Origin of the sequence: Curtobacterium sp. L3-7 (assembly GCF_048756585.1) — a bacterium.
Taxonomy (GTDB): domain Bacteria; phylum Actinomycetota; class Actinomycetes; order Actinomycetales; family Microbacteriaceae; genus Curtobacterium.
In genome coordinates this window covers 1690318-1714414 of sequence record NZ_CP151474.1, presented here as the reverse complement: position 1 = coordinate 1714414, position 24097 = coordinate 1690318, and the positions used below count along the sequence as shown (strand labels likewise).

The 24097-nt window shown below is 70.5% G+C and carries 21 protein-coding genes and 1 tRNA gene; 8 read left to right on the top strand and 14 right to left on the bottom strand.

The window, feature by feature from the left end:
• The 4 genes from AAEP80_RS08350 to mnmA all read right to left on the bottom strand — a co-directional run bounded on the left by AAEP80_RS08350 (position 1) and on the right by mnmA (position 7540).
• Complete coding sequence (locus AAEP80_RS08350) at positions 1-2265, bottom strand: transglycosylase domain-containing protein (protein ID WP_420366675.1); 2265 nt, start codon at positions 2263-2265, stop codon at positions 1-3.
• Between the two features lie 247 nt (positions 2266-2512).
• Entirely contained in the window at positions 2513-3874 is a 1362-nt protein-coding gene (locus AAEP80_RS08345; protein WP_420366674.1) for an alpha/beta hydrolase, read from the bottom strand.
• Between the two features lie 185 nt (positions 3875-4059).
• A complete protein-coding gene (gene ligA, locus AAEP80_RS08340; protein ID WP_420366673.1) occupies positions 4060-6390 on the bottom strand; it encodes an NAD-dependent DNA ligase LigA in 2331 nt (776 codons plus the stop codon).
• 43 nt (positions 6391-6433) lie between these two features.
• The gene (gene mnmA, locus AAEP80_RS08335; protein ID WP_420366672.1) at positions 6434-7540 is read right to left on the bottom strand and encodes a tRNA 2-thiouridine(34) synthase MnmA; all 1107 of its coding nucleotides are present in this window, start codon (positions 7538-7540) and stop codon (positions 6434-6436) included.
• A gap of 43 nt (positions 7541-7583) precedes the next feature.
• Here mnmA and AAEP80_RS08330 point away from each other — a divergent pair, with 43 nt between their 5' ends.
• The 3 genes from AAEP80_RS08330 (at position 7584) to AAEP80_RS08320 (ending at position 9829) form a co-directional block, all read left to right on the top strand.
• The gene (locus AAEP80_RS08330) at positions 7584-8870 is read left to right on the top strand and encodes an MFS transporter (RefSeq protein ID WP_420366671.1); all 1287 of its coding nucleotides are present in this window, start codon (positions 7584-7586) and stop codon (positions 8868-8870) included.
• Positions 8871-8943: 73 nt separating this feature from the next.
• Positions 8944-9024, top strand: a tRNA-Leu gene (locus AAEP80_RS08325).
• Positions 9025-9142: 118 nt separating this feature from the next.
• On the top strand, positions 9143-9829 hold the full coding sequence (locus AAEP80_RS08320) for a DedA family protein (RefSeq protein WP_281267249.1): 687 nt from the start codon (positions 9143-9145) through the stop codon (positions 9827-9829).
• A 126-nt stretch (positions 9830-9955) separates the two neighbouring features.
• On the opposite strand, the gene rdgB is transcribed toward AAEP80_RS08320, so the two are convergent.
• From rdgB to murI, 3 genes are read right to left on the bottom strand one after another with little or no spacing between them, the layout of a single operon-like run.
• Positions 9956-10543, bottom strand: a complete 588-nt coding sequence (gene rdgB, locus AAEP80_RS08315; RefSeq protein ID WP_420366670.1) for an RdgB/HAM1 family non-canonical purine NTP pyrophosphatase — start codon at positions 10541-10543, stop codon at positions 9956-9958.
• Positions 10540-11271 (bottom strand): ribonuclease PH, encoded by a 732-nt coding sequence (gene rph / locus AAEP80_RS08310; protein ID WP_281267247.1) that lies wholly within the window; start codon positions 11269-11271, stop codon positions 10540-10542. The genes rdgB and rph overlap by 4 nt, the downstream gene beginning before the upstream one ends.
• Positions 11268-12131, bottom strand: coding sequence for a glutamate racemase (gene murI, locus AAEP80_RS08305; protein WP_420366669.1), 864 nt, complete (start codon positions 12129-12131; stop codon positions 11268-11270). The genes rph and murI overlap by 4 nt, the downstream gene beginning before the upstream one ends.
• 70 nt (positions 12132-12201) lie before the next feature.
• Here murI and AAEP80_RS08300 point away from each other — a divergent pair, with 70 nt between their 5' ends.
• A complete protein-coding gene (locus AAEP80_RS08300) occupies positions 12202-13506 on the top strand; it encodes a nicotinate phosphoribosyltransferase (protein WP_420366668.1) in 1305 nt (434 codons plus the stop codon).
• A 3-nt stretch (positions 13507-13509) separates the two neighbouring features.
• Here the strand turns inward: AAEP80_RS08300 and AAEP80_RS08295 are convergent, their stop codons facing one another.
• The 3 genes from AAEP80_RS08295 to AAEP80_RS08285 all read right to left on the bottom strand — a co-directional run bounded on the left by AAEP80_RS08295 (position 13510) and on the right by AAEP80_RS08285 (position 16801).
• Entirely contained in the window at positions 13510-13773 is a 264-nt protein-coding gene (locus AAEP80_RS08295) for a DUF3039 domain-containing protein (RefSeq protein ID WP_281267244.1), read from the bottom strand.
• 152 nt (positions 13774-13925) lie between these two features.
• Positions 13926-15500 carry an ABC transporter permease gene (locus AAEP80_RS08290; RefSeq protein WP_420366667.1) on the bottom strand — a complete coding sequence of 525 codons (1575 nt, stop codon included), beginning with the start codon at positions 15498-15500 and terminating at the stop codon, positions 13926-13928.
• Entirely contained in the window at positions 15476-16801 is a 1326-nt protein-coding gene (locus AAEP80_RS08285; protein WP_420366666.1) for an ABC transporter ATP-binding protein, read from the bottom strand. The genes AAEP80_RS08290 and AAEP80_RS08285 overlap by 25 nt, the downstream gene beginning before the upstream one ends.
• Positions 16802-17100: 299 nt before the next feature.
• Here AAEP80_RS08285 and AAEP80_RS08280 point away from each other — a divergent pair, with 299 nt between their 5' ends.
• From AAEP80_RS08280 to AAEP80_RS08265, 4 genes are all read left to right on the top strand, one after another.
• Positions 17101-17796 carry a phosphocholine cytidylyltransferase family protein gene (locus tag AAEP80_RS08280; RefSeq protein ID WP_281267241.1) on the top strand — a complete coding sequence of 232 codons (696 nt, stop codon included), beginning with the start codon at positions 17101-17103 and terminating at the stop codon, positions 17794-17796.
• A gap of 40 nt (positions 17797-17836) precedes the next feature.
• Positions 17837-18661, top strand: a complete 825-nt coding sequence (locus AAEP80_RS08275; RefSeq protein ID WP_420366665.1) for an ABC transporter permease — start codon at positions 17837-17839, stop codon at positions 18659-18661.
• A complete protein-coding gene (locus AAEP80_RS08270) occupies positions 18661-19431 on the top strand; it encodes an ABC transporter ATP-binding protein (RefSeq protein WP_413602519.1) in 771 nt (256 codons plus the stop codon). The genes AAEP80_RS08275 and AAEP80_RS08270 overlap by 1 nt, the downstream gene beginning before the upstream one ends.
• A 120-nt stretch (positions 19432-19551) precedes the next feature.
• Positions 19552-19854: a hypothetical protein gene (locus AAEP80_RS08265; protein WP_413602520.1), complete on the top strand. Its 303-nt coding sequence runs from the start codon at positions 19552-19554 to the stop codon at positions 19852-19854.
• 11 nt (positions 19855-19865) lie between these two features.
• Here the strand turns inward: AAEP80_RS08265 and AAEP80_RS08260 are convergent, their stop codons facing one another.
• The 4 genes from AAEP80_RS08260 to AAEP80_RS08245 all read right to left on the bottom strand — a co-directional run bounded on the left by AAEP80_RS08260 (position 19866) and on the right by AAEP80_RS08245 (position 23941).
• Positions 19866-21098: a CDP-glycerol glycerophosphotransferase family protein gene (locus AAEP80_RS08260; RefSeq protein WP_420366664.1), complete on the bottom strand. Its 1233-nt coding sequence runs from the start codon at positions 21096-21098 to the stop codon at positions 19866-19868.
• Between the two features lie 68 nt (positions 21099-21166).
• Positions 21167-22075, bottom strand: coding sequence for a glycosyltransferase family 2 protein (locus tag AAEP80_RS08255; RefSeq protein ID WP_420366663.1), 909 nt, complete (start codon positions 22073-22075; stop codon positions 21167-21169).
• Complete coding sequence (locus tag AAEP80_RS08250; protein WP_413602523.1) at positions 22072-22893, bottom strand: CDP-alcohol phosphatidyltransferase family protein; 822 nt, start codon at positions 22891-22893, stop codon at positions 22072-22074. Before AAEP80_RS08250 ends, AAEP80_RS08255 begins: the two co-directional genes overlap by 4 nt.
• 4 nt (positions 22894-22897) lie before the next feature.
• On the bottom strand, positions 22898-23941 hold the full coding sequence (locus AAEP80_RS08245) for a glycosyltransferase family 2 protein (RefSeq protein WP_402729118.1): 1044 nt from the start codon (positions 23939-23941) through the stop codon (positions 22898-22900).
• Positions 23942-24097 lie beyond the last annotated feature (156 nt).

Here is a 24097-nt window from a genome sequence, read left to right as displayed (position 1 = left end):
CTACTGCCCGCCCGACTGCTGATCGGGCGTCCCGTCGGTGGACGGCTGCCCGTTCGACGCCCCTGGGGAGGACTGCGCCCCTGGCTGCGAGGACTGCGAGGACTGCGAGGACTGCGCCGACTTCGCCGGGGCCTTCGCCGCGCCGATCATCGCCTGGCTCGGCGCGGGCAGGGCGTCCCCGCCGTAGTGCGCGTCGAGGTACTGCATCATCGACTTCCCGATGCCGAACTTCGCGCTGTACCCGGTCGTTCCCTGCAAGAACGACCGGTTCGCGAGCGGGACGTTCCCCTGGACGTTGCCGACCCAGGTCGCGTTCGTGTACTTCGTGCTCGATGCGACGAGCCAGTTCTGCACGTCGCCGTCGGTCGTGCCGGTCTTGGCGAACTTCGGCGTCGCGTCACCCGGGTTCGCGCTCGCGGCGGTCCCGGCTCCGGTGAGCACCGACTGCAGTGCGTAGTCGACGGTCCCCGCGACATCGGCGGAGACGCCCTGCGTGCAGGACGACGGGGTCGGCGTGATCTTCGTGCCGTCCGACTCGGTCACGGAGTCGATCGCGGTGGGCGTGCAGACGACGCCGCCGTTCGCGAAGCCCGCGTACGCCTCGGCGAGATCGATCGGCGACAGGTTGTTCGTGCCGAGGATCATCGACGGCACCGAGCTGAGCTTGCCGCCGTCGGCCGTGTGGATGCCCATCGACTCCGCCAGGTTCGCGATCTTGCAGAGGTCGAGCTGCTTGCCCATCGCGGCGAATGCGGTGTTGATCGATTCGGCGGTGGCATTGAGCACGCTCATCGACGCCGGCACGTTCTCGGCGTTGGCGACGTTCCACGTCCCGCCGATGCCCTCGCACGAGTTCGTGAACTCGGACGCGTTGTACGTGTGCTCCGTGGTGTTGACGCTCTCGTTCAGGGTGTGCCCCTGCGCGAGCCACTCCGCGAGCGTGAACACCTTGAACGTGGAGCCGGTCTGGAACCCGCCGGAGTTGCCGTACGCCTGGTCGGCGCTGTAGTTGACGGCGGTCTGCCCCGGCGCTGCCGAGTCCGACTGCGTGTACGCGGTGTTCTGCACCATCGACATGATGCGGCCGGTCCCTGGCTCGACCGTGACGTTCGACCCACCGACGTCGAAACCCGTCATGGTCGCGGGGACGAAGGTCGAGAGCGCGTTCTGGGACTGCGCCTGCAGGTCGAGGTCGAGCGACGTGTGGATCTGCAGACCCTTGGTGTCGAGGGTCTCGATGCGCTCTGAGGCGGTCTTGCCGAACGCGGGGTCCTGCAGGATCTGGTCGCGCACGTAGTCGCAGAAGTAGCCGGCGTCGTAGTTCGTCGCTGCGGACGAGCAGCCGTTCGCGGTCGCGGTGATCTTCGGCTGGACGGGCGTGGCGATCGCCGCCTGCTCGTCGGCCTTCGAGATCGAGTGGTGCGCGTACATCCGCTGCAGCACGTAGTCGCGGCGCGCCTTGGTTGCCTTGTACCCGTTCGCCGACCCGTTCGCCGTCGAGTCGGGCTGGTCGATCCGCAGGTTCGACGGGTTGTTCAGGATCGCGACGAGGGTGGCGGACTGCACCAGGGAGAGGTCCTTCGCGGAGACGCCGAAGTAGTACTGCGCTCCGGCCTCGGCGCCGTACACGCGGCCGCCGAGCCCCACGATGTTGAGGTACCCGGTGAGGATGTCGTCCTTGGAGTACTTCTTGTTCACGGCGATCGCGTACCGCATCTCCTGCAGCTTGCGCTGCGGGGTGACACCGGCCGCGTCCTCGTAGCACGCGTCGATCTTCTGCTTCGTGTCCGCGGCGTCCTTGCCGGTCAGCTGCTCGCACTGCTGCACGAGCACGTTCTTGACGTACTGCTGCGTGATGCTCGAGCCGCCCTGCACGTCTCCCCCGACGACGGTCGCGGCGACACCGCGGACGGTCCCGAGCACGTCGATGCCGCCTTCGTCGTAGAACCGCGGGTCCTCGGTGTCGATCGCGGCCTGCTTGAGGGTCTTCGCGATCGCGTCGGACTGCACGATCGTGCGGTTCTCGGCGTAGAACGACGCGATCTTGACGTCCTGGCCACCCTGCTTCGCGTAGACGGACGACACCTGCTGGGGCGTCTGCACGTCGAGGTAGCTCGGGAGATCCTCGAAGAACGCGGCGGCGCCGGAAGCGCCTTCCCCCGCCACGGCGACGGCCGGCGTGACGGCGACCGCCACGAGCATGCCCGCGAGTGCCGACATCACGACGAACATCAGGAGGGCTCCCGGCCACCGCATCACACGCATGCACTGCACGGTAGGGACCCGCCCTGGGGCGAGACTGCTCCGACCCCCGCACAACCTGCACCGCTGCTCAGGTTGTCCAGCAGGTGCGGCCCGGATCGGCCTGGGCCCACACCGCCGGTTCCGGTGCGACGCGCCAGCGGCGGACCGGCCGTGCCGGTGGGGAGAGGCTCGGATCGGGTCCGCCCCGCACGTCCGGTCACGATCGGGTCACGTCCACCGCCGCGGGCGGCTTCACCGCCCGCTCGCGTCAGTCGCGGGGTTGCAGGTCCTGCGGGCGGACGAGGAACAGGTCAGGCGATGCCTGCACGGCACCCTCCCCGCGGCCGTTGCCACGCTGCACCTGGTCACGCACCAGGTCACCGCGTCCGACGGCGATGAGCGCGACGTCGTGCAACGATGCCGTCCCGGGCTTCAGGTAGTCGTTGTGCCCGACCGGTCGCCGGAACACGTCGCCGGCGTCGGCCGGGTCGACCCCTCCGGCGAGGTCGAGCACGGTCGAACCGAAGCCCCGAGCGCCCGGGTCGGTGCCGAAGTACCCGGATCCCGCGATGGGGTCCCAGTGTGCTCCCCCGACGAACACCTCGCCGGCGGCCACCGCCAGCTCCGAGGCGTTCGTGACGCCGCTCCCCGGGGACCCGAGCACCGTCAGGCTGTCGGCGTGCATCCGCCCGGAGGACAGTGCGATCAGTGCGGTCGTCGAGCCGTAGGAGTGGGCGACGATGCCGAGGCGGGGCTCGGCGCCGTCCCGGATCCGACGGATGCCGTCGACGGTCCGTTCGAGTCGCGCTGCGCCGGTCTTGGCGAGGTCCAGGGACAGGATGTTCGACAGGTCGGGCGTCCGGTAGCCCATCCACGCGACGACCGCGATCCCGGTCCCCGGCGCCGGTGCCGCGACCGGCGACAGCGTCGCCTGCTCGTCGTACAGGTCGCCGGCGGTCTCGGTGAAGTCCACCAGCTGGCCGGTGACGGTGAAGAACATCCCGGGGACCACCACCGTGACGTCCGCCGCGGTGTCGAGGTCGCCGAGCGCGATGGCCGCACGTCCGGTACCCCGCGTGTCGAGCGTGATGAGGGACTTGCGGGGTCCGTCGGCGTCGCGGGCCAACGACTCGCGGACCTGCCCGAGCATCGCCGCTTCGCCTGACGGGGTCCCGCGGTCCGCGCTCTCCGCGGCGAGCACCGCCCGGTTCGCCCGGTCGCGCACGGCGTAGGGCACCCCGTCGAGGTTGCCGACGACGACGGGCGCACCGTGCAGCAGCCGCACCTGCTCGGCGGTGTCGAGGCCGGACCACCAGGTGTGGACCTCAGCGGCCGTCGGCGGGGCGTCCATCGCGGTCGCCACGACCCGGTCGTCACGATCGGCCGTCGCGAGCACGGCCGGAGACGCCGTGGCGAGGTCGTCGAGGAAGGCGCGACCGCGGTCCGAGCGCAGGTCGCCGATCCCGATCTGTCCCCCGGTCATGACCGGTGCAGCGGTCTGCCCCGTGTCGTGGACGACTGCGGCGGTCGAGACGGCGACGGCACTCGAGGCCGCGGGCGCGACGGGCGACTCGACCACTCCGAGGGAGTGCATCGAGGCGGTGAGCAGTGCGGCGGCGAGGAGCAGCAATACCGGTCTCCCCCGGGAAGGCCATCCCATCGTCCCCCTGCAGACGACAGGTGATGCTCTGTCGAGTGTAAGGAAAACGACCGGGGACCGGTCGTGTCCGTTGCAACTTGCCCCCAGAACTGGGTTCAGACCGACGGCGCGGCGTGCCGTGCGCGCGGACCGCACACGTGCTCTCGTGCCACGGGTCAGTCCTCGGCTGCTGCCTCCTGCGGTTCCGGGAGCGCCGCGGGCCCCTCGGTCACGAGGACCTTGAACTGCTCGGCGTCGATGATCCGCACGCCGAGCTGCTCGGCCTTCGTCAGCTTCGACCCGGCACCGGGACCAGCTGCGACGAAGTCCGTCTTCTTGCTCACGCTCGACGCGGCCTTGCCCCCGGCGGCGATGATCGCTTCCTGCGCACCTTCCCGGCTGTACCCCTCCAGCGATCCGGTCGCGACCACCGTCAGCCCGCTCAGCACCCCGCCCTCGGTGTCGGCGGCACCCGGTCCCGGGTGCCCCGGCGTCGTGAACTGCACGCCGGCGGCGGTCCACCGGTCGATGACCTCACGGTGCCAGTCGACCTCGAACCAGGCGAGCAGCGCGTCGGCGATGATGCCGCCGACGCCGTCCACCGCGGCCAGTTCCTCGCGGGAGGCGTTCCGGATGGCGTCGAGCGACCCGAAGTGGTTCGCCAGTGCCCGGGCGGCGACCGGACCGACGTGCCGGATGCTCAGGCCGACCAGGATCCGCCAGAGCGGCTTGGTCTTGGCGGCGTCGATGTTCGCGAGCATCTCGAACGCGTTCTTCGACGGGTACCGGCTGGGCTCGCCGGTGTAGTCCGCGCCGCGGGCATCCGGGTCGAACGGCGGGTCGGTCTTCTTGCGGGCACGGCTGAACGGCGTCACACGCTTCGGCGTGCCTTCTTCGTCCGTCTTCTCCATGCCGGTCTCGGCGTCGCGGACGATCACCTCGATCGGGACGATGTCCTCCATCGTCAGGTCGAACAGGCCGGCCTCGGTCACGAGGGGCGGCGTCTCCGGGACCAGCGGCTGCGTCAGGGCTGCCGCCGCGACCTCGCCGAGGCCCTCGATGTCGAGCGAGCCACGGGACGCGATGTGCTCGACCCGCCCCCGGACCTGCGCTGGGCAGCTCTCGGCGTTCGGGCACCTGAGGTCGATGTCGCCTTCCTTCGCCGGGGCGAGGGTGGTGCCGCACTCCGGGCAGGCCGTCGGCATCACGAACTCGCGCTCGGAGCCGTCGCGGAGTTCCACGACCGGGCCGAGCACCTCGGGGATGACGTCACCGGCCTTGCGCAGGACGACGGTGTCGCCGATCAGGACGCCCTTCGCCTTGACCACCTGCTGGTTGTGCAGCGTGGCCTGCCGGACGACGGATCCGGCGACCTCGGCCGGGGCCATCACCGCGAAGGGCGTGGCGCGGCCGGTGCGTCCGACACTGACGACCACGTCGAGGAGCTTGGTGTGCACTTCTTCGGGCGGGTACTTGTACGCGATGGCCCACCGCGGCGCGCGGGACGTCGACCCCAGTTCCTCGTGCAGGCCGAGGTCGTCGACCTTGATGACGATGCCGTCGATCTGGTGTTCCACCGACGCCCGACGCTCGCCGTAGTCCTTGACGAACCCCAGGACCTCGTCGATGGAGTCGAACACCCGGTGGTGCGTCCCCGTCGGCAGCCCCCACGAGTGCAGCAGCTCGTAGACCTCGGACTGGGAACGGACGTCGGTGTCGCGCTCGAGCTCACCCACGGGCCACGCGCCGATGCCGTGCACGAGCATCCGGAGCCGTCGGAGTCGGTCCACCATGAGCGCGCGCTTCGCCGGCGACTTGCCCTCTTCCTTCTGGCGGAGGGAACCGGCAGCGGCGTTGCGCGGGTTGGCGAAGACGCGCTCGCCCGCATCGCGCTGCTTGGCGTTCAGCTCGTCGAACTGCTCCACGGGGAAGAAGATCTCGCCGCGGACCTCCACCAGGGGCGGGTGACCGGTCCCCGTCAACCGATCCGGGATGGTGCCCATCGTGCGGACGTTGCCCGTGACGTCTTCCCCGACGACGCCGTCGCCACGCGTCGCAGCGGTCACGAGCCGCCCGTTCTCGTAGCGGAGGTTGATCGCGAGGCCGTCGATCTTCAGCTCGGTCAGGAACCGCACGCGCTCGGACCCGGCGTCACGCTGGACCTTGATCGCCCAGTCGGTGAGTTCTTCCGGGCTGAAGACGTTGTCGAGGCTCAGCATCCGCTCGGCGTGCTCGACCGGCGCGAACTGCGTCGTCTCCGCCTGGCCGCCGACGGTCTGCGTCGGGCTGTCCTCGGTGAGGAGTTCGGGGAAGCGCTGCTCGATCGCGTCCAGCCGGTGCACCAGTGCGTCGTACTCGGCGTCCGAGGCGGTGGAGCCGTTCTCCTCGTAGTAGCCGTGGCGGAGCTCGTTGATCGTCGAGCGCAGCCGGTCCACCTCTCGCCCCGCCTGGGCGGCGTCGAGCGCGGCAGGGTCGATGGTCTCGAACGTGGCGTCGGTCTCGCTCATACCCACAGTTCTACCGTGGACCACCGACCCCCGGAGTCAGGCGTCAGGCGTCGACGGGGACGGCGCTGACCGTCTCGTCGATCGTGCACTGGCCGAGCACCCGGGTCCCGACGTAGACCACAGCGGTCTGCCCGGGTGCCACACCCGAGAGCGGCTCGTCGACGTCGATGACCAGCACGCCGTCGGAGACCCGTGCGGTCGCGGGCACCGGGTCGGCGTGCGCGCGGATCTGCACGTCGCACGCGAACGGCACGGACGGGTCGGCGGGAGCCGTCCCTGCCCACGTGAAGCGGGAGCCCGACATCGAGGTGACGTCGAGCGCCTCCTTCGGCCCGACGACGACGGTGTTGTCCTTCGGACGGATCTCCAGCACGAACCGCGGCTTGCCGTCCGGCGCCGGACGACCGAGCGCGAGCCCGCGCCGCTGCCCGACGGTGAACCCGGTCGCTCCGTCGTGGGCACCGACGACCGTGCCGTCCCGCTCGACGACGTCGCCGGGGGTGGTCCCCACGCGGTCGGCGAGCCAGCCGCGCGTGTCGCCGTCCGGGATGAAGCAGATGTCGTACGAGTCCGGCTTCTGCGCGACCGTGAGTCCGCGGGCAGCGGCCTCGGCCCGGACCTCGTCCTTCGACGGGGTCGCCCCGAGCGGGAACATCGCGTGCTGGAGCTGCTCGGCGGTGAGGACGCCGAGCACGTACGACTGGTCCTTCGCCCACGCGGCCGAACGGTGCAGCTCACGCGCGCCGTCGGCACCCGTCACGATCGACGCGTAGTGGCCGGTGCAGACGGCGTCGAACCCGAGCGCGAGCGCCTTCTCGAGGAGCGCTGCGAACTTGATCCGCTCGTTGCACCGCATGCAGGGGTTCGGCGTGCGGCCTGCCTGGTACTCGGCCACGAAGTCGTCGACCACGTCCTCCTTGAACCGCGCCGAGAAGTCCCACACGTAGTACGGGATCCCGAGGGCGGACGCGGCACGCTGGGCGTCCATCGAGTCCTCGATGGTGCAGCAGCCGCGACTCCCGGTCCGCAGGGTCCCCGGCATCCGACTCAGCGCCAGGTGGACGCCGACGACGTCGTGCCCGGCGTCGACCGCCCTGGCAGCGGCCACCGCCGAGTCGACTCCACCACTCATCGCCGCCAGAACACGCATGCGTCAAGGGTAACTCCGCCCCGGGCGTAGCGTTGGAGTCGCGATGACGACCACCCCAGAGCCCTCCCCCTTCGACTTCCGGGCCGTGCTGCTGTCCGGGTTCCTGCCCGCAGCGCTCTTCGCCATCGGCGAGGGGGCGATCATCCCGATCATCCCGATCGCCGCGAACTCCCTCGGTGCGAGCCTGGCGATCGCCGGGTTCGTCGCGTCCCTCATCCTCGTCGGCGAGCTCATCGGCGACGTGCCGTCCGGCGTGGTCGTCGCGCGTATCGGTGAGCGGAACGCGATGATCGGCGCAGCGGTCGTCTCGATGCTCGGGCTGACCGTGTGCGTCGTCGCGCCGAACCCCGTCGTGCTGGCCGTCGGCGTCTTCCTCGTCGGGGTCTCGACTGCCGTGTTCGCCCTGGCCAGGCACGCCTACATGACCACGGCCATCCCGCTCGCGATCCGGGCACGAGCCCTGTCCAGCCTCGGCGGGGTCTTCCGCTTCGGCTACTTCGTCGGGCCGTTCATCGCCGCCGGCGTCGTCCACCTCACCGGCACGACGCAGAGCGCGTTCTGGATCCACATCGTCTGCTGCCTCGCGGCGGCGGTGACCCTGCTCGTCCTCCGCGACCCCGCGACGGGCGTGCGTGGCCTGCGCAGGCCGAGCCGAGCCTCCAGTCCGGTCGACGGTCCGGCCGAACCGGCCACACTCGAAGGCGAGGAGTTCGTCAAGGAGGAATCCCACGGACTGTTCCGGACCATCCGCGAGCACCATCGGGTCCTGCTGCGGCTCGGCAGTGGCGCCGGGCTGATCGGGGCGATGCGCGCCGGACGCCAGGTCATCCTGCCGCTCTGGGCGGTCAGCGTCGGGTTGGACGACTCCACCGCCGCGCTCGTCATCGGCATCGCGGGCGCCGTCGACTTCGCGCTCTTCTACACGAGCGGCCAGATCATGGACCGCTGGGGTCGGCTCGCGAGTGCGCTGCCGTGCATGCTCGGCCTGAGCATCTGCTACTTCCTGCTCGCGTGGAGCGACCACCTCGACACGAGGGTCGGCTGGTTCGTCGCGGTCGCGATGGCGATGTCCCTGGCGAACGGGGTGGGCTCCGGGATCCTGATGACGCTCGGCGCGGACCTGGCGCCCCGGGACCACCCGGCGCCGTTCCTCGGCGCGTGGCGCTTCACCGGCGACTTCGGGCAGGCGGCGGCACCGCTCCTCATCTCGGGCATCACCGCGGTGGCGTCGATCGCGATCGCCAGCGGCGTGATGGGTGTGCTCGGACTCGTCGGCGCCGGCATCCTGCTCCGGTACGTCCCGCGGTACCTGCCCCGCCGTCTGCGCTGAGCGGGGCCGGTGCGCACGGGGCCGGTGTGCACGGGGCCGGTGGGCACGCGGCCGGGTACGCTGTCGGTTGCTCGCGGGAGTGGTGGAATCGGTAGACACGCAGGATTTAGGTTCCTGTGCCCCAGGCGTGAGGGTTCGAGTCCCTCCTTCCGCACCGTCGGATGCGTGCTCGCGCATCTCCCTCTGCAGGAGGACGGCCAGGTCACACCCGCACGGTACCCTCGTCGTGCGGGTGACCTTCCCGTCCTCGCACACGCACGACCGGAAGAAGCATGCACTCCGTCGCACTCGCCCTGATCCCCTGGCTGGATCCGCAGTACATCCTCGACCACTTCGGGGCCGTCGCCGTGCTCGTCGTGTGCGCCATCATCTTCGCCGAGACCGGCCTGCTGATCGGGTTCATCTTCCCCGGCGACAGCCTGCTCGTCATCACCGGGCTCTTCGCCTTCGACCGCGGCGGCGCCATCGGCGGCATCCCGATCTGGGTGGCGGCGCTGATGATCGGCGCGGCGGCGTTCCTCGGTGGCGAGCTCGGCTACTACATCGGCAAGAAGGCCGGGCCACCGATCTTCGAGCGCAAGGAGAGCGGTCTGTTCTCGAAGGAGAACGTCGACCGCACCAACGCGTTCTTCCACCGCTTCGGCCCGCTCGCGGTCATCCTGGCGCGCTTCGTGCCGGTCGTCCGGACCTTCCTGCCGATCGCCGCGGGCGTCGGGCGCATGAACTACAAGAAGTACTCGCTGTACAACGCGATCGGTGCCGTCATCTGGGGCGTCGGGGTGACGTTCCTCGGGTACTTCCTCGGGTACATCCCGTTCGTCGCCGACCTCGTGCGGAACTACATCGACCTGATCCTCATCGCGGCGGTGCTCGTCACCGTGGTGCCGATGGCGCTGACCTACATCCGCAACGCCCGCAAGGCGAAGAAGGCCGAGCAGGAGCAGCCGACCGCGGAGTAGCCCCGCGCGCCGCGCCTGCGGCGCCGCCCGCTGCCCGTTCGCACAACCGAAAGCACCTCGCACCACGGACTTCCGCGGTGCGAGGTGCTCCTCGTTGTGCGGGGACGAACGGCGCCGCCGCCCGGGCTACGCGCCGAAGTACTCGCGCACGATCGGGGCGATCCCGCGGAACGCCTTCGACCGGTGGCTCAGCGCGTTCTTCTCCTCGCGAGTGAGCTGTGCAGACGACCGATCCGCGTCGTCCGGCTTGAAGATCGGGTCGTACCCGTGGCCGCCGGTGCCCTGACGCGACGTGAGGACCTCACCGTTCCAGACCGCCTCGACGACGTGCTCCTGGCCGTCGGGCGTCACGAACGCGGCGGCGCAGACGAACGCCGCGGTCCGCTCCACGACGCCCTCGAGGTTCGTCAGCAGCAACGCGATGTTGTCGGCGTCCACCCGGGTTCCTGCGTACCGCGCCGAGTGGATGCCGGGGGCGCCGCCGAGCACGTCGACCGCGATGCCCGAGTCGTCGGCGAGCGCCGGCAGCCCGGTGTGCGCGACGGCCGCCCGCGCCTTGATCAGCGCGTTCGCGGCGTACGTGTCACCGTCCTCGACCGGCTCCGGCCCGTCGTACCCGACGAGCTCGACGCCGCCGAGGGCCGCGCCGAGGATCTCGCGCAGCTCGACGACCTTGCCCTGGTTGTGGGTCGCGAGGACGACGGTGCCCGTCACGCGAGCCCCAGGGCGGACCGCTGGATGCCCGCGAGGGACGCGTTGCCCGCGAGACCGAGGTCGAGCAGGACGTTCAGCTCGTCGCGGTCGAAGGGCGCGTGCTCGGCGGTGCCCTGCACCTCGATGAACTTGCCGGACCCGGTCGTGACGATGTTCATGTCGGTGTCCGCGTTCGAGTCCTCGGTGTAGGCGAGGTCGAGCATCGGCTCGCCCTTGACGATCCCCACGGAGATGGCCTGCACGCTGTCGGTCAGGGGCGTGGCCTTCTTCGCGATGAAGCCCTTGTCACGGCCCCACTCGATCGCGTCGGCCATCGCGACGTAGGCACCCGTGATCGACGCGGTACGCGTGCCGCCGTCGGCCTGGAGCACGTCGCAGTCCAGGACGAGCGTGTTCTCGCCGAGTCCCTTCATGTCCACGACGGCACGGAGCGACCGGCCGATGAGCCGGGAGATCTCGTGCGTGCGACCGCCGACCTTGCCCTTGATGGACTCGCGCTGCATGCGCTCGTTCGTGGAGCGCGGCAGCATCGAGTACTCGGCGGTGACCCAGCCGGTGCCCTTGCCGGCCATCCACCGCGGGACGCCGTTCGTGAACGACGCGGTGCACAGCACCTTCGTGTTGCCGAAGGAGATGAGCGCGCTGCCCTCGGCCTGGGCGCTCCAGCCGCGTTCGATCGTGACGGGGCGGTGTTCGGTCGTCGCGCGACCGTCGATGCGGGTGGTCATGGTGTCCTTTCGGTGCGGGGCAGCGTGATGCTGCCCGGCAATGGGATGCTGGCGGTCTGGAGGTGGCCGACGCGTGACACCTCGGGTCCGAGGAACCGGCGTGCGAGCCGGATGAACCCGGCCTGGTCGTCGCCCGTCGCCTCGAACGAGTACGTCGGCGGTGCGGTCGTGGTGCGTTCGAGTCCGTGCTCGACGAGTCGACGGTAGACGTCGTTCGCGGTCTCCTCGGCGCTCGACACCAGGGTGACCTCCGGCCCCATCACGTACTGGATCGCCGCTGACATCAGCGGGTAGTGCGTGCAGCCGAGGACGAGGGTGTCGACGTCGGCGGCGCGGATCGGCGCGAGGTACCCGGCAGCGACGTCGCGGAGCTCCGGGGACGAGGTGTCGCCGGCCTCGACGAACTCGACGAAGCGCGGGCAAGCGGCGAGGGTGAGCGTGATGTCGGACGCGACGGCGAAGGCGTCCTCGTACGAGCGGGAGGCGATGGTGCCGACCGTCCCGATCACGCCGATGCGACCGGTCCTGGTCTGCTTGACGGCGGCGCGGGCGGCGGGCTGGATCACCTCGACGACGGGGATGCCGTACGCCTGCTCGTACCGCTCGCGGGCGTCGCGGAGCACCGCAGAGGACGCGGTGTTGCACGCGATGACCAGGGCCTTCACACCCTGCTCGACGAGGTCGTCCATCACCTGGAGCGCGTACCGGCGGACGTCGGCGATCGGCTTCGGCCCGTACGGCGAGTGCACGGTGTCGCCGACGTAGCGGATGCTCTCGCGCGGCAGCTGGTCGATGATCGCGCGGGCGACCGTCAGCCCACCGACGCCGCTGTCGAAGACTCCGATCGGTGCATCCGTCACCGGACCAGCGTACCGACGCGAGCCGACGGCTCGACGCAATCCGAGCCTCCTGACCGGCACGGCCGGCACGGTGACTAGTGTCGTTGAGGTGACCAGCGCGCTCCTGACGGACCAGTACGAACTCACCATGGTCGACGCGGCCCTGAAGGACGGCACCGCCGACCGACGCTGCGTCTTCGAGGTCTTCACCAGGCGGCTGCCGGACGGGCGCCGGTACGGCGTCGCGGCGGGGCTCGGGCGGTTCCTCACGGCGCTGGCGGACTTCCGGTTCGGCGACGAGGAGATCGGGTTCCTGCGGGACCGCGGCGTGATCGACGGCGACACCGCGAGCTGGCTCGCCGACTACCGGTTCACGGGCGACATCCGGGCGTACCGCGAGGGCGAGATCTTCTTCCCCAACTCCCCCGTGCTGCAGATCGAGGGCACCTTCGCCGAGGCGGTCGTCCTGGAGACCCTCGCCCTGTCGACGTTCAACGCCGACTCCGCGATCGCCTCAGCGGCCGCCCGCATGGTGTCGGCGGCCGACCACCGGCCCCTCGCCGAGATGGGCTCCCGCCGGACCGGCGAGTGGAACGCGGTCGCAGCCGCTCGCGCCGCCTACATCGCCGGGTTCGGCGCGACGAGCAACCTCGAGGCGGGGCGCACCTGGGGCATCCCGACCATGGGCACCGCGGCGCACGCGTTCACGCTGCTGCACGACTCCGAAGAGGCCGCGTTCCGCTCGCAGCTCGACGCACTCGGCGACGGCACCACGCTGCTCGTCGACACGTACGACATCGAGGCCGCGGTCGACACGGCGGTCCGCCTGACGAACGGTCGCCTCGGTGCCGTCCGGATCGACAGCGGCGACCTGCCCTCGGTCGTGGCCAGCGTCCGCGCGCAGCTCGACCGACTCGGGGCGACCAGCACCAAGATCACCGTGACGAACGACCTCGACGAGTACACGATCGCCGCGCTCCGGGCCGCACCCGTCGACTCCTACGGCGTCGGCACGTCGGTCGTCTCCGGGTCGGGACACCCGGCGGCGAGCATGGTGTTCAAGCTCGTCGCACACCGCACCGGCGGCGAGGAATGGGTGCCCGTCGCGAAGAAGTCCGCGGACAAGGCGTCCATCGGCGGCCGGAAGGAAGCCGGTCGACGCCTCCGCAACGGCATCGCGACCGCCGAGGTCGTGCACACCTCCGGTGCCGTCGGCTCCGACGAACGTGCGCTCATGGTGCCGGTCGTCACCAACGGCGAGGTCGACCCAGCCTTCCTCGGGGTCCACGGGGTCGAGGCGGCACGGGCGCACCACCGAGGGGCCAAGGCGGAGTTGCCGGCCGATGCAGCCAGGATCGGTCGCGGTGACGCGGCGATCCCGACGCTGATCGTGTGAGGACTACTCGTCCTTCATCTTCTCGTAGATGGCCTTGCAGTCCGGGCAGACCGGGAACTTCTCCGGGTCGCGACCGGGGATCCACTTCTTGCCGCAGAGCGCCTTGACCGGCTTGCCGCTCAGTGCGGACTGCAGGATCTTGTCCTTCTTGACGTAGTGCGAGAACCGCTCGTGGTCGCCCGGCTCGATCGCCTCTTCTTCGAGGAGCTTCTCGAGCTCGCGGTCCATCACGTCGAGTCCGCCGCCGCCCGGTTCCGTCATGCTCATGGGACAAGGGTACGTCGTGTCGGCACGAGACGTCTCCCGCGCACTCCGCGGGTTCGGCTCACGCCGCGGCGGCCTGGAGGCTCGGTGCAGGGCCGCCACGAGCCTCCAGGCCGTCGTGTGGTCTCGAGGGCGACGATTCGTCGCGTCGGCCGCTAGTTGCGCTGCGCCGCCGCCAGCAGGTCCGGACCGTGCCGGTCGAACAACCGCCCGCCGAGGAGCACCCCGACCCCGAGCACCACGACACCGACCGCCGCGCCGACGACCAGCGTCAGCATCGCCCACGGCTCCGCACCGTCCGTCAGCGCGAGCACCGCGAGCCATCCGGCCGGGACCGAGCACAGCACGATGCCGATGATCGTCGACGACTGCGACACCGTCGACACGACGCCGGCGGCCTGGGGCTGCTGGAACGGACGGTCCCCGGGTCGCACGGTCGGGTACGGCAGCAGCACGGAGACCACGCTGGAGATCCCGAGTCCCGCGAACAACGCGGACACGCAGACCCCGACGAGCACCGGGAACGCCGTCCAGTCACCGAACAACCACGCCGACACCGCCGAACCGGCGACGATCACCGGCACGCCGACCGCCAGCACCGGGGTGAGTCGGCCGAGTCGGTCGCTCCACCCAGGAGCCCCCGACGCGACGTGCAACCACACCGCGGTGTTGTCGTACGAGACGTCGTTGTGCGGCAGGAACCCGGCGATCACCGCCATGAGCGGCAGCGGGATCAGCGCGGTCCAGTGCCACGGGACACCGGCGACGCCGAGCGGCACGACGACGATCGGCACGAACAGCAGGATCAGGTACGAGGTCCGGTAGCGCGGGTCGCGGCCCCAGTACGTCAGCGCGCGGGCGGCCACCGCGCCGGCGGGCGTCGCGCCGAGCCGGTCGAACCAGCCGAGCGTGCGGTAGCGACGCACGGTCGTTCGGTCGTCGACGGTCACGAGCATGCGGCCGACCAGTCCCCACCACGCCCATGCGAGGAGCCCGAGGACCACCAGCGCGAGCACCAGCTTCGCGATGCCTGCGCCGACGTGGCCGGTCGCGACGTCTGCCGGCACCGCCCACGCCGCACCCCACGGCGTCCACCCCGAGATGTCGGCGATGCGCCGCAGCTCGGCGCTCTCCGGGTCGAGCCAGTCGGCGCCCACCAGGAGCGACACCGTCGGGATGAGCAGCACGACGACCACCAGGGCCACGAGCCAGCCGGCGTCCCGGGTCGGGCGGTGCGCTCCGAGCAGCCACGAGCCCACGGTGCAGCCGACGCGGACGAGCAACCCGCACGTGGCGACGACGACGAGCGCGGTGAAGACACCGAGCACACCGGTGCCGGCGCCCCGCATCCACGCGACCGACTGGGACACGGCGACGATCGCGACGCCGACCACCGGGACCCCGACGAGCCCGGCGACGCCGAGGCCGATCGCCAGGTCCTTCCTGGTCACGCCGAACACCGCGAACCGCCGCGGGTCGAACTGGTCCGCGCCGCCGACCGCGAGCGGGATGATCGTGAAGCCGACGGTGATGAGGGTCCCCACCGGCACGATGACGGCGCGCGCCGCCTCGGAATCGGCGGAGCGCAGCGCGGTGATCGCCATGGCGACGAGGACGGCGGCGACGAGGCCGGCGAGGCTCCCGAGGACGACGAGCACGGAGCGTCGGGCTCCCCCGCGGATCTCCCCCGCGAGCAGGTCGGCCCTCAGCCGGAGAAGCTGTGCAACCATTCCATGCTCTCCGCGACGACGCGGCCACCCGCGAGTTCGACGAACTTGTCCTCGAGGCTCTTGCGCCCACGGACCTGCGCCATGGTGCCCGATGCGAGCACCTTGCCGCCGACGATGATGGCCACCGAGTCGCAGGTGCGCTGCACGAGCTCCATCGAGTGGCTCGACAGCACGACGGTGCCGCCGCCTTGCGTGTAGCGCCGGAGGATCTCCGTGATGGTGGTCGCGCTCACCGGGTCGACGGACTCGAACGGTTCGTCGAGCACGAGCACGCGCGGGGAGTGGATCAGGGTCGCGGCCAGCGCGATCTTCTTCGCCATGCCGACCGAGTAGTCCGCGACGGGCCGGCCGAGCGCGTCGCCGAGGCCGAACGCCTCTGCCAGGTCGGCGCTCCTCGACCGGGCGGTCTTGCCGTCGAGTCCGCGGAGCGTCGCCGAGTAGAAGAGCAGCTGCGCGCCGGTGAGCCGGTCGAACAGGCGCAGTCGGTCGGGCAGGACCCCCATGCTGCGTTTGGCGGCTGCCGGGTCGGCCCAGACGTCGTGGTCCAGCACGGTCGCCGTGCCGGCGTCCGGACGCAGGAGTCCGGTGAGCATCGACAGGGTGGTGGTCTTGCCGGCACCGTTCGGGCCGACGACGCCGAACAGGGAGCCCTGGCGGATCTCGAGGTCGACCTCGTCCACGGCGAGCGTCTGCCCGTACCGCTTCACGAGGCCGCTGGCCCGGAGCACGACCGGCTGCTGGGCGGTCGCGGCCGCACCCCGCTTGGCAGCGGGTGTCCGCTTCTTCGGTGCTGGCTTGGTCCGGACGGGAGGCTCGTCCTCGGTCCGGTCGTCGGCCTGCAGAGCGTCCGTGGTCGGTTCGGAGGCAGTGGCAGCGTCCGCCTGCGGCGCGGCGGCCGCGTCCGTCGCGTCCGCCTTCGTCGCCGCAGCCCCGTTCGTCGCCGCAGCGCCCTGCGGGCGTGTCGCGCGACCTGGGCGCTTGACGCGCGGCTTCTTCGACGTGCTCGTCGTGCTCGTCGGGGCGGCGGACGGCAGCACGCCGGTCTCCTCGACGCGCTCGTCCTCCGCCGTCTCCCCCTCCGACGTCGTCGTGTGGTCGCTCATACCGTCCTGTCCAGGGCGGTGGTGCGCATCGCTGTCCCCCGTGTCGTCCTCGGCCGCGTCGTCCCCGGCCGTCTCGTCGTCGTCCTCCGCGTCCTCGTCGGCCCTGTCGGCGTCCTCGTCGAGCGCGGTCGTCTCGGTCAGCCACGCAGCGTCGGACGTCGCGTACACGTCCTCGTCGTCCCCTGCTGCTGGCGTCACGGCCCCACCGTACCAATGCGGTCCGGACATCGGCGGGCCGCGTCCTGCAGTGTCACGAAATGACTACGAACACGCACAGCACGTACCCCGACGGAGGGACGTTCCGTATCATTCACCAGGGCACGACGGAGTGTTCACCACTTGGAAACCTGCTCGGACCGAACACCTGACGGGTCACCCGGCCACATCGAAGGATGCGGTCGCCGGCGACTCTCGGCGTTCTCGGATGCACTGCGAGCAGACTCGACGAGGCCCGCCCGTGCCCCAGGGCGCGCGGGCGGACACCGGAAGGGACCACCATGACCACGCAGATCGTCATCCTCGCAGCAGGGATGGGCAGCCGCCTCGGGCGCAGCCTGCCGAAGCCGCTCACCGAGCTCAGCGACGGCCGCACCATCATGCAGCAGCAGTTCGAGAACATCCGTGCGGCCTTCGGTTCGAGCGCCAGGATCACGGTCGTCGTCGGCTACAAGTCGGAGTACATCGTCGAGGCCTTCCCCGAGGCGAACTTCGTCTACAACGAGTCGTACGACTCCACGAACACCTCGAAGAGCCTCCTCCGTGCGCTCAAGGCCACCGGCAAGAGCGGCGTCCTGTGGATGAACGGCGACGTCGTCTTCGACCCGCGCGCCCTCGTGCGTGCCGCGGACATGATGGACCAGGACCGCTCGTTCGTCAGCGTCAACACCGAGAAGGTGTCCGACGAAGAGGTCAAGTACACCGTCGACGCCGAGGGCTTCATCCACAAGCTCTCGAAGCAGGTCGTCGGGGGTCTCGGCGAGGCGGTCGGCATCAACTACGTCTCCGCGGCCGACAAGCAGGCGCTCATCCACCACCTCGGTCGCGTCGACGACCAGGAGTACTTCGAGGGCGGCATCGAGGCTGCCATCGGCGAGGACGGGCTACGCTGGACGCCCATCGACATCTCCGACCTCTACGCGGTCGAGATCGACTTCGCCGAGGACCTCGAGCGCGCGAACAACCTGTTCGCCTGAGCCGCAGTCTCCTCTCGGCGATCCCGGCCGGAAGGACCCCATGACGTCAGCGAGCGCGCCGACCGTGCCCGTGACGCCTGCCACCACAGCGTCGCGGAGTGCCGGTCGGCGCTATCGTCAGGCGCTCTGGTTGCTCACCAAGCGCGACCTCCGCGTGCGGTACTCGACGTCCGCGCTCGGGTACGTCTGGTCGATCCTCGACCCGCTCGTGATGTCGGGCATCTACTGGTTCGTCTTCACGCAGGTCTTCCACCGTGGTTCCGTCGGTGAAGAGCCGTACATCGTCTTCCTGCTCACGGCCCTGCTGCCGTGGATGTGGTTCACCGGTGCGGTCTCCGACTCCACCAGGGCGTTCATCAAGGAAGCCAAGCTCATCCGGTCGACGACCATCCCGCGGAGCATCTGGGTCGCGCGGATCGATGCCTCGAAGGGCATCGAGTTCCTGCTGAGCATCCCGGTGCTCGCGATCTTCGTCATCGCGACCGGTGCCCACGTGCACTGGCAGCTCGTGCTCTACCCGTTCGCGATCGTGCTGCAGTGCGCGCTCGTCTACGGCCTGGGGCTCATCGTCGCGCCGCTCGTGGTGTTCTTCCGCGACCTCGAGCGTGCCGTCAAGCTCGTCCTCCGCTTCGCCTTCTACGCCTCACCGATCATCTACGGCACGAACGCCCTGCCGGACGCCCTGCGCCCCCTCGCGGCGATCAACCCGCTGACGGGCATCTTCGGCATCTACCGGTCGGCGTTCTTCCCGAAGCAGCTCGACTGGTTCGAGATCCTGGCGTCCGTGGTGATCACCGCGATCGTGGTCATCGTCGGGCTCGTCGTGTTCCGGCGCAGCGAACACCGCGTCCTCAAGGAGCTCTGATGACCGCGACCGAGTCCACGACCCAGACCACGACCGGGAAGCCGGTCATCTCCGTCCGTGACGCCGGCATCCGTTTCAAGCGGAACCGTCGGGCGAGCCGCAGCTTCAAGGACCTCTTCGCCGGCAGCACCCGACGCAAGCGCGGTGACGAGTTCTGGGCGCTGCGCCACGTCTCGTTCGACGTCCGTCCCGGTGAGGCGATCGGTGTCGTCGGGCGGAACGGCCAGGGCAAGTCCACGCTCCTGAAGCTCGTGGCACAGGTGATGCTCCCCGACGAGGGCCGCGTGCACGTCGGCGCCGGGGTCGCCCCGCTCATCGAGATCACCGGCGGGTTCGTCGGTGACCTGACCGTGCGGGACAACGTCTACCTCACGGCGGGCCTGCACGGGATGTCCCGGGCCGAGATCCGCGACGGCTTCGACGAGATCATCGACTTCGCGGAGATCGGCGACTTCGTCGACACCCCGTACAAGCACCTCTCGAGCGGCATGAAGGTCCGCATCGCGTTCGCGGTGATCTCCCGCCTGGACGAGCCCGTGATCCTCGTCGACGAGGTCCTGGCGGTCGGCGACAAGGCGTTCCGCGAGAAGTGCTACAAGCGGATCGAGGAACTCCTGGCCGGCGGTCGGACCCTCTTCTTCGTGTCCCACAGCGACAAGGACCTCCGGCGCTTCTGCAAGCGGGGGCTGTACCTCGACAAGGGTCGTCTACAGCTCGACGGCCCGATCGAGGACGCACTCGCGAAGTACTCCGCCGACTACGGCGTCTGAGCCCGGTCGACGGCCCCCTCTCCCCAACAACCAGGCCGATCCGCCCCCGCTCCACAACCCAAGGGCCCACAGGGCACTCCGGCGCCCCCAGCGTCGGACCCTCCCCCTACCCTCACCCCCATGCACCCCGCACCAACCGCCTACGCTGTCCCGTTCGTCGTCGACCGCACGCATGCGCCCCGACGGTACGACCTCACGAACATGTCCGACGAGCCGGTCGACGGACTGAGCCTCACCCACCTCGGCACCGGCTACTGCCCGCCGCTCGTCGTGCGCCGCCTCGAACCCGGTCGCAGCATCGCGATCGCGGTGTTCGGCGCCGGCCCGGAAGAGACCGGCGTCGTGATCGTCCGGTGGCGTCGTCCGGACCACAGCGAGTACCTGTGGCGGATGTCGCTGGTCGGTCCCGGCCTCGCACCGTGAACCGGACCGGGTCAGCGCTCGCCGTGCTCCTCGGCGACACGGTGCCAACGAGCGATGAGCCGTTCGATCGCGTCGTGGAACCGAGCGGTCGCGGTCCCGGGCGAGGTGTCGCCGAAGTACCGGGCGACCCAGTGCCGCAGGGCCGCGAGCTCCGATTCGTCGTGTGCTGCGGCGTCCACGCGTGCCACGATGTCCTCCGCGTCGGTCGCGGTCAGCCAGTTCGCCGCTGCCAGGTACCCGCGCTCGTCGACGTCGGCTTCCGCGGAACGGGGCCGCGTGACGATCAGGGGCTTGCCGACGGCGAGCCGGTCGTAGATCATCGCGCTGATGTCGGTGATCGCGACGTCGGCGTCCGCGAGCTGCCAGCCCAGCTCCGGTCCGTCGTCGTACACGTGGTGCGCGCCCGGGTCAGCGGTGTTCGCGGCGGCGATGGCCGCGATGATCCGCTCGTGCGCCGCCCGGTAGTCGTCGTCCAGGACGCCGCTCCGCGGATGCGGTCGGTAGACCAGACGGTGGCGGGGCGATGCGAGCACACGATCGGCGATGGTCGTGCCGTGACTCGCGATCGACCCGTACGCGGCTGCCGGACGATCGCCTTCCCAGGTCGGGGCGTAGAGCACGACGGTCCGGTCGTCGGCCGGGTACGGCGGCTTCCCCGCGAAGTGGTCGGCCTGAGGACGGCCGATCGCGATCGCCCTGCTGTCCAGGTCGTAGTCCCACAGGGCCTCGGCGAGGCGGTCACGGGCAGCGTCCCCGGCGATCAGGGCGTAGTCGTACGCCTTGAACTGGTTCGTCGTCATGTACATCTTGTCGCTCTCGCCGTGGTTGACGAAGACGTGCCACATCCGCCCGTACCGCATCATCTGGAAGTTGCGGGCGTTCTGGTTGACGTACAGCACCACCTTCGGCGCCTGCTCGTCGACGAAGCGTTCGAGGTCCACGACCTGTCGGGCGTAGACAGCGGTCACCGGCGCCTCGTCGAGCAACGTGAGCATCGTCCCGGGGTTCCTGGAGATGATCGCCACCGGGTGCGTCTTCGACAGCTCCTCGAGCGGGGCGTACCACTGACGGACCTGGTACATGTTCACGGGCCCGTCGGCGAAGTACACCGCGATCTCGATGGTCCCCGGCGCCAGCGGCGGCGCTGCGGCCAGACGTCGGGCGAGCGTCCGCCGGTGCCCGCGGGCGCGCAGGAGCCGACGTGCGAGTCGGACGGCCGTGCGGGCGTCGTTGATGATCGGCATGCTGCCTCTCTCGTCGAGTCGGTTGTCGTGTCTCGTCGGTGCTCGGGCTTCGCGTCGACCGGGCAGGGTCAGACGACGGGCGGGCGGCCGGCGAGCGTCATCCGGCCGATCGTCAGCCATCCCATCGGGTGCGCGGGACCGCAGTCGGTCGCCCAGCCCTCGCGGACGCCGCCGAACCACACCCGGAGCCGTGCGGGGTGTCGCCACCAGCGTGCCACCTGGATCGCCGCCCACGACCCGACGTACAGGGGGCGGAGCGGTGCGGGCAGGTTGCGGCGGGCCAGCCAGACGCGGTTCCTGGCGTTCAGGCGGTAGTACTCGGTGTGCCGCGCCGGGTCGATCGCGGGGTGGTTCGCGACCAGGTCCCCGGCGTACCAGGTCCGTCGGCCGGCGTCCCACACCCGCCACGCGAGCTCGATGCCCTCGTGCGCGTAGAAGTACGGCGCTCCCCATCCGCCGACGACGCGGTACACGTCCATCGGCAGGATGACCGCGCCCTCCCACACCGAGAACACCGGCGACGAATCGGCGGGGTCGCCCTTCCGGATCCGGGGCACCCAGCGCCGCGGGTTCGCCGTCCCGGTCGGGTCGACCACACGCGGTTGCACGAGGCCGAGCGACGGGTCGCGTTCGAACAGGCCGATCGCGTCGCGCAGGAAGGTCTCGGAGGGGATGGACGCATCGTCGTCGAGGAAGAACACGTAGTCGCCGTCGACGACCTCGGCACCGGCGTTGCGTCCGGCCGGGATGCCGACGTTCTCCGGGAGCGCCAGCGCGCGGACGCCCTCCGGAAGACCGTTCGGCTCCCAACCGTTGCCGACGCAGACGACGTCGAGCTCCACCCCCTGCTGGGCGAGCACGCTCTCCAGCCCGCGGCGCAGGTCGTCCGGCCGGGTGCCCTGCGAGAGACTGACCACCGCGACCCTCGGCCGTTCGCGGTGCGCCACCGCGTGGCGTCGGAGTGTGCCGGGCGTCACGCGCGTACCCGCTTCGACGAGATGATCGCGACGAAGTGCCCGAACGTCGCGATGACGGCGAGCGGCAGGAGCGCACCGACGAGGATCCGGTCGACGAACGGGTGCCCGACGGCCAGACCGATGAGTGCGAACACGAACGCCAGCATCGAGAGCTCAACCGAGTGGTACAGCCGGTGGAAGGGCAGGAACCGTGCGACCCGGCGGAGCGACGCGAGACGACGCCCGGACGGAGCGGTCGAGGCGTCCCGGCGGTCGACGAGCTTCTCGAGCCCGGAGTTCGCACGGGCTACGTGCACCATGTCGTTGAGCGCCTTGTTGAGCACGATGACCAGCCCGAGCGCGCAGCCGATCGTCGTCCACATCCAGTCGGCGCCGTGGATCGGCCACGTGGCAGCGCGGACGCCGAGCGCGATCGGGATGAGTCCCTCGGTCGTGTAGTGCCCGACCTTGTCGAGGAACACCCCGGCGGGCGAGCGTGTCCCGCGCCACCGTGCGACCTCGCCGTCCGAGCAGTCGACGAGCATCTGCAGCTGACCGAGCACGAGCGCGAGTGCTGCGCCCCAGATCCCGGGGATGAGCAGGGCGGCCGCGACCGACCACCCGACCAGGATCATCAGGCCGGTGACCTGGTTCGCGCTGATCCGGGTCTTGAGGAGCACCCAGGTCAGGTACGGCGAGACGTCGCGCAGGTACAGCGAGGCGGTCCAGTGCTCGGCGTTCGCACGCGACCGGACCTCGTCCGGCTGGGCGACCGCGCGCAGTTCCGCGATCGAGGTCGGGTGCGCGTAGCCGTGCTCGGCGGGCTGGTGGTCGGTCATGGGGTCACCGTCCGGTGTGGGTCGTCAGCTCGGAGGTCCGCGTCAGGAACCCGACGATGAACCCGACCCCCCAGCCGATGTGGATGCACGGCAGCACGACGAGCAGCCATGCCCGGGTGGCCGCGTCGGAGCGTCGTGCGACCACGAGGGCACCCACGACGACGAACAGCAGGTAGACCGCGGGGACGACGAACCCGAGCAGTGCCCATGCGGCGCCGCTGTGCACCGCAGCGCCGATGATGCCGACGATCCCGGCGACGATGCCGAGCCCGAGGCCGGCGACCATGGCCGGCGGCACGAAGTAGCGGATGCCGTTGCCCGCCGGGAACCGGCGTGCGAGTTCGCCTCGCCAGAGCCCGGTCGCGACGAACTGGCGGATCAGGCGCTTGAGGCTCGGCCGCGGACGGTAGGTCACGACGAGCTCCGGCGTGAACCAGACGGTCCCACCGGTGGTGCGCAACCGCCGGTTGAGCTCCCAGTCCTGCCCGCGCTTGATGCCCTCGTCGAAGAGCCCCACCGCGAACAGCCGGTCGCGCTTGAAGACACCGAGGTAGGCGGTCTCGGCCGGACCCGCCTGGCCGCCGACGTGGTGCGGGGTCCCGCCGAGACCGACGCGGCTGCCGTAGGCGAGTGCGACCGCTTTCTCGAACGGCGTCCGTCCCTCGGCGCGCATGATGCCGCCGACGTTGTCCGCGCCGGACTCCTGCAGCGTGCGCACGGCGATCCGCGTGTAGTCGCGGGGCAGGACGGAGTGCGCGTCGACGCGGACGACGATCGGGTGCTCCGAGGCGCGGATGGCGACGTTCAGGCCGGCCGGGGTGGAGCCGACGGCGTTCTCGACCGCACGGATCCGGGGGTCGGCTGCGCTCATCTCGGCGACGAGCTCGTTCGTGCCGTCGATCGACGGGCCGAGGGCCAGGACGACCTCGAACGGCCCCTCGTAGTCCTGATCGAGGAGGCTCGCGACGGCTGCACGGACCTCGGTGACCTCGTTGAGGACGGGCATCACGTACGAGACGCCCGGCAGGGGCTGTCCGTCTGTCTGCATGCGTTCCTCGGGGTCCTGGCGGTGAGCGACCTGAAGCCTATCAACTGCCCAACCAGCGCACCTGCGGACCACCCCACCGCCGAGCGGGCGAAATACCCGGGCCCACCCCGCGCCCCACCGCGGTATTTCGCCCGCTCGACCGGACGCGGACGTTCC

Coding starts and splice junctions, on each gene's coding strand:
- AAEP80_RS08350 (WP_420366675.1), bottom strand. CDS start 2,265: ATGCGTGTGATGCGGTGGCCGGGAGCCCTCCTGATGTTCGTCGTGATG.
- ligA (WP_420366673.1), bottom strand. CDS start 6,390: ATGAGCGAGACCGACGCCACGTTCGAGACCATCGACCCTGCCGCGCTC.
- mnmA (WP_420366672.1), bottom strand. CDS start 7,540: ATGCGTGTTCTGGCGGCGATGAGTGGTGGAGTCGACTCGGCGGTGGCC.
- AAEP80_RS08330 (WP_420366671.1), top strand. CDS start 7,584: ATGACGACCACCCCAGAGCCCTCCCCCTTCGACTTCCGGGCCGTGCTG.
- AAEP80_RS08320 (WP_281267249.1), top strand. CDS start 9,143: ATGCACTCCGTCGCACTCGCCCTGATCCCCTGGCTGGATCCGCAGTAC.
- rph (WP_281267247.1), bottom strand. CDS start 11,271: ATGACCACCCGCATCGACGGTCGCGCGACGACCGAACACCGCCCCGTC.
- AAEP80_RS08295 (WP_281267244.1), bottom strand. CDS start 13,773: ATGAGCATGACGGAACCGGGCGGCGGCGGACTCGACGTGATGGACCGC.
- AAEP80_RS08290 (WP_420366667.1), bottom strand. CDS start 15,500: ATGGTTGCACAGCTTCTCCGGCTGAGGGCCGACCTGCTCGCGGGGGAG.
- AAEP80_RS08280 (WP_281267241.1), top strand. CDS start 17,101: ATGACCACGCAGATCGTCATCCTCGCAGCAGGGATGGGCAGCCGCCTC.
- AAEP80_RS08275 (WP_420366665.1), top strand. CDS start 17,837: ATGACGTCAGCGAGCGCGCCGACCGTGCCCGTGACGCCTGCCACCACA.
- AAEP80_RS08270 (WP_413602519.1), top strand. CDS start 18,661: ATGACCGCGACCGAGTCCACGACCCAGACCACGACCGGGAAGCCGGTC.
- AAEP80_RS08265 (WP_413602520.1), top strand. CDS start 19,552: ATGCACCCCGCACCAACCGCCTACGCTGTCCCGTTCGTCGTCGACCGC.
- AAEP80_RS08260 (WP_420366664.1), bottom strand. CDS start 21,098: ATGCCGATCATCAACGACGCCCGCACGGCCGTCCGACTCGCACGTCGG.
- AAEP80_RS08250 (WP_413602523.1), bottom strand. CDS start 22,893: ATGACCGACCACCAGCCCGCCGAGCACGGCTACGCGCACCCGACCTCG.
- AAEP80_RS08245 (WP_402729118.1), bottom strand. CDS start 23,941: ATGCAGACAGACGGACAGCCCCTGCCGGGCGTCTCGTACGTGATGCCC.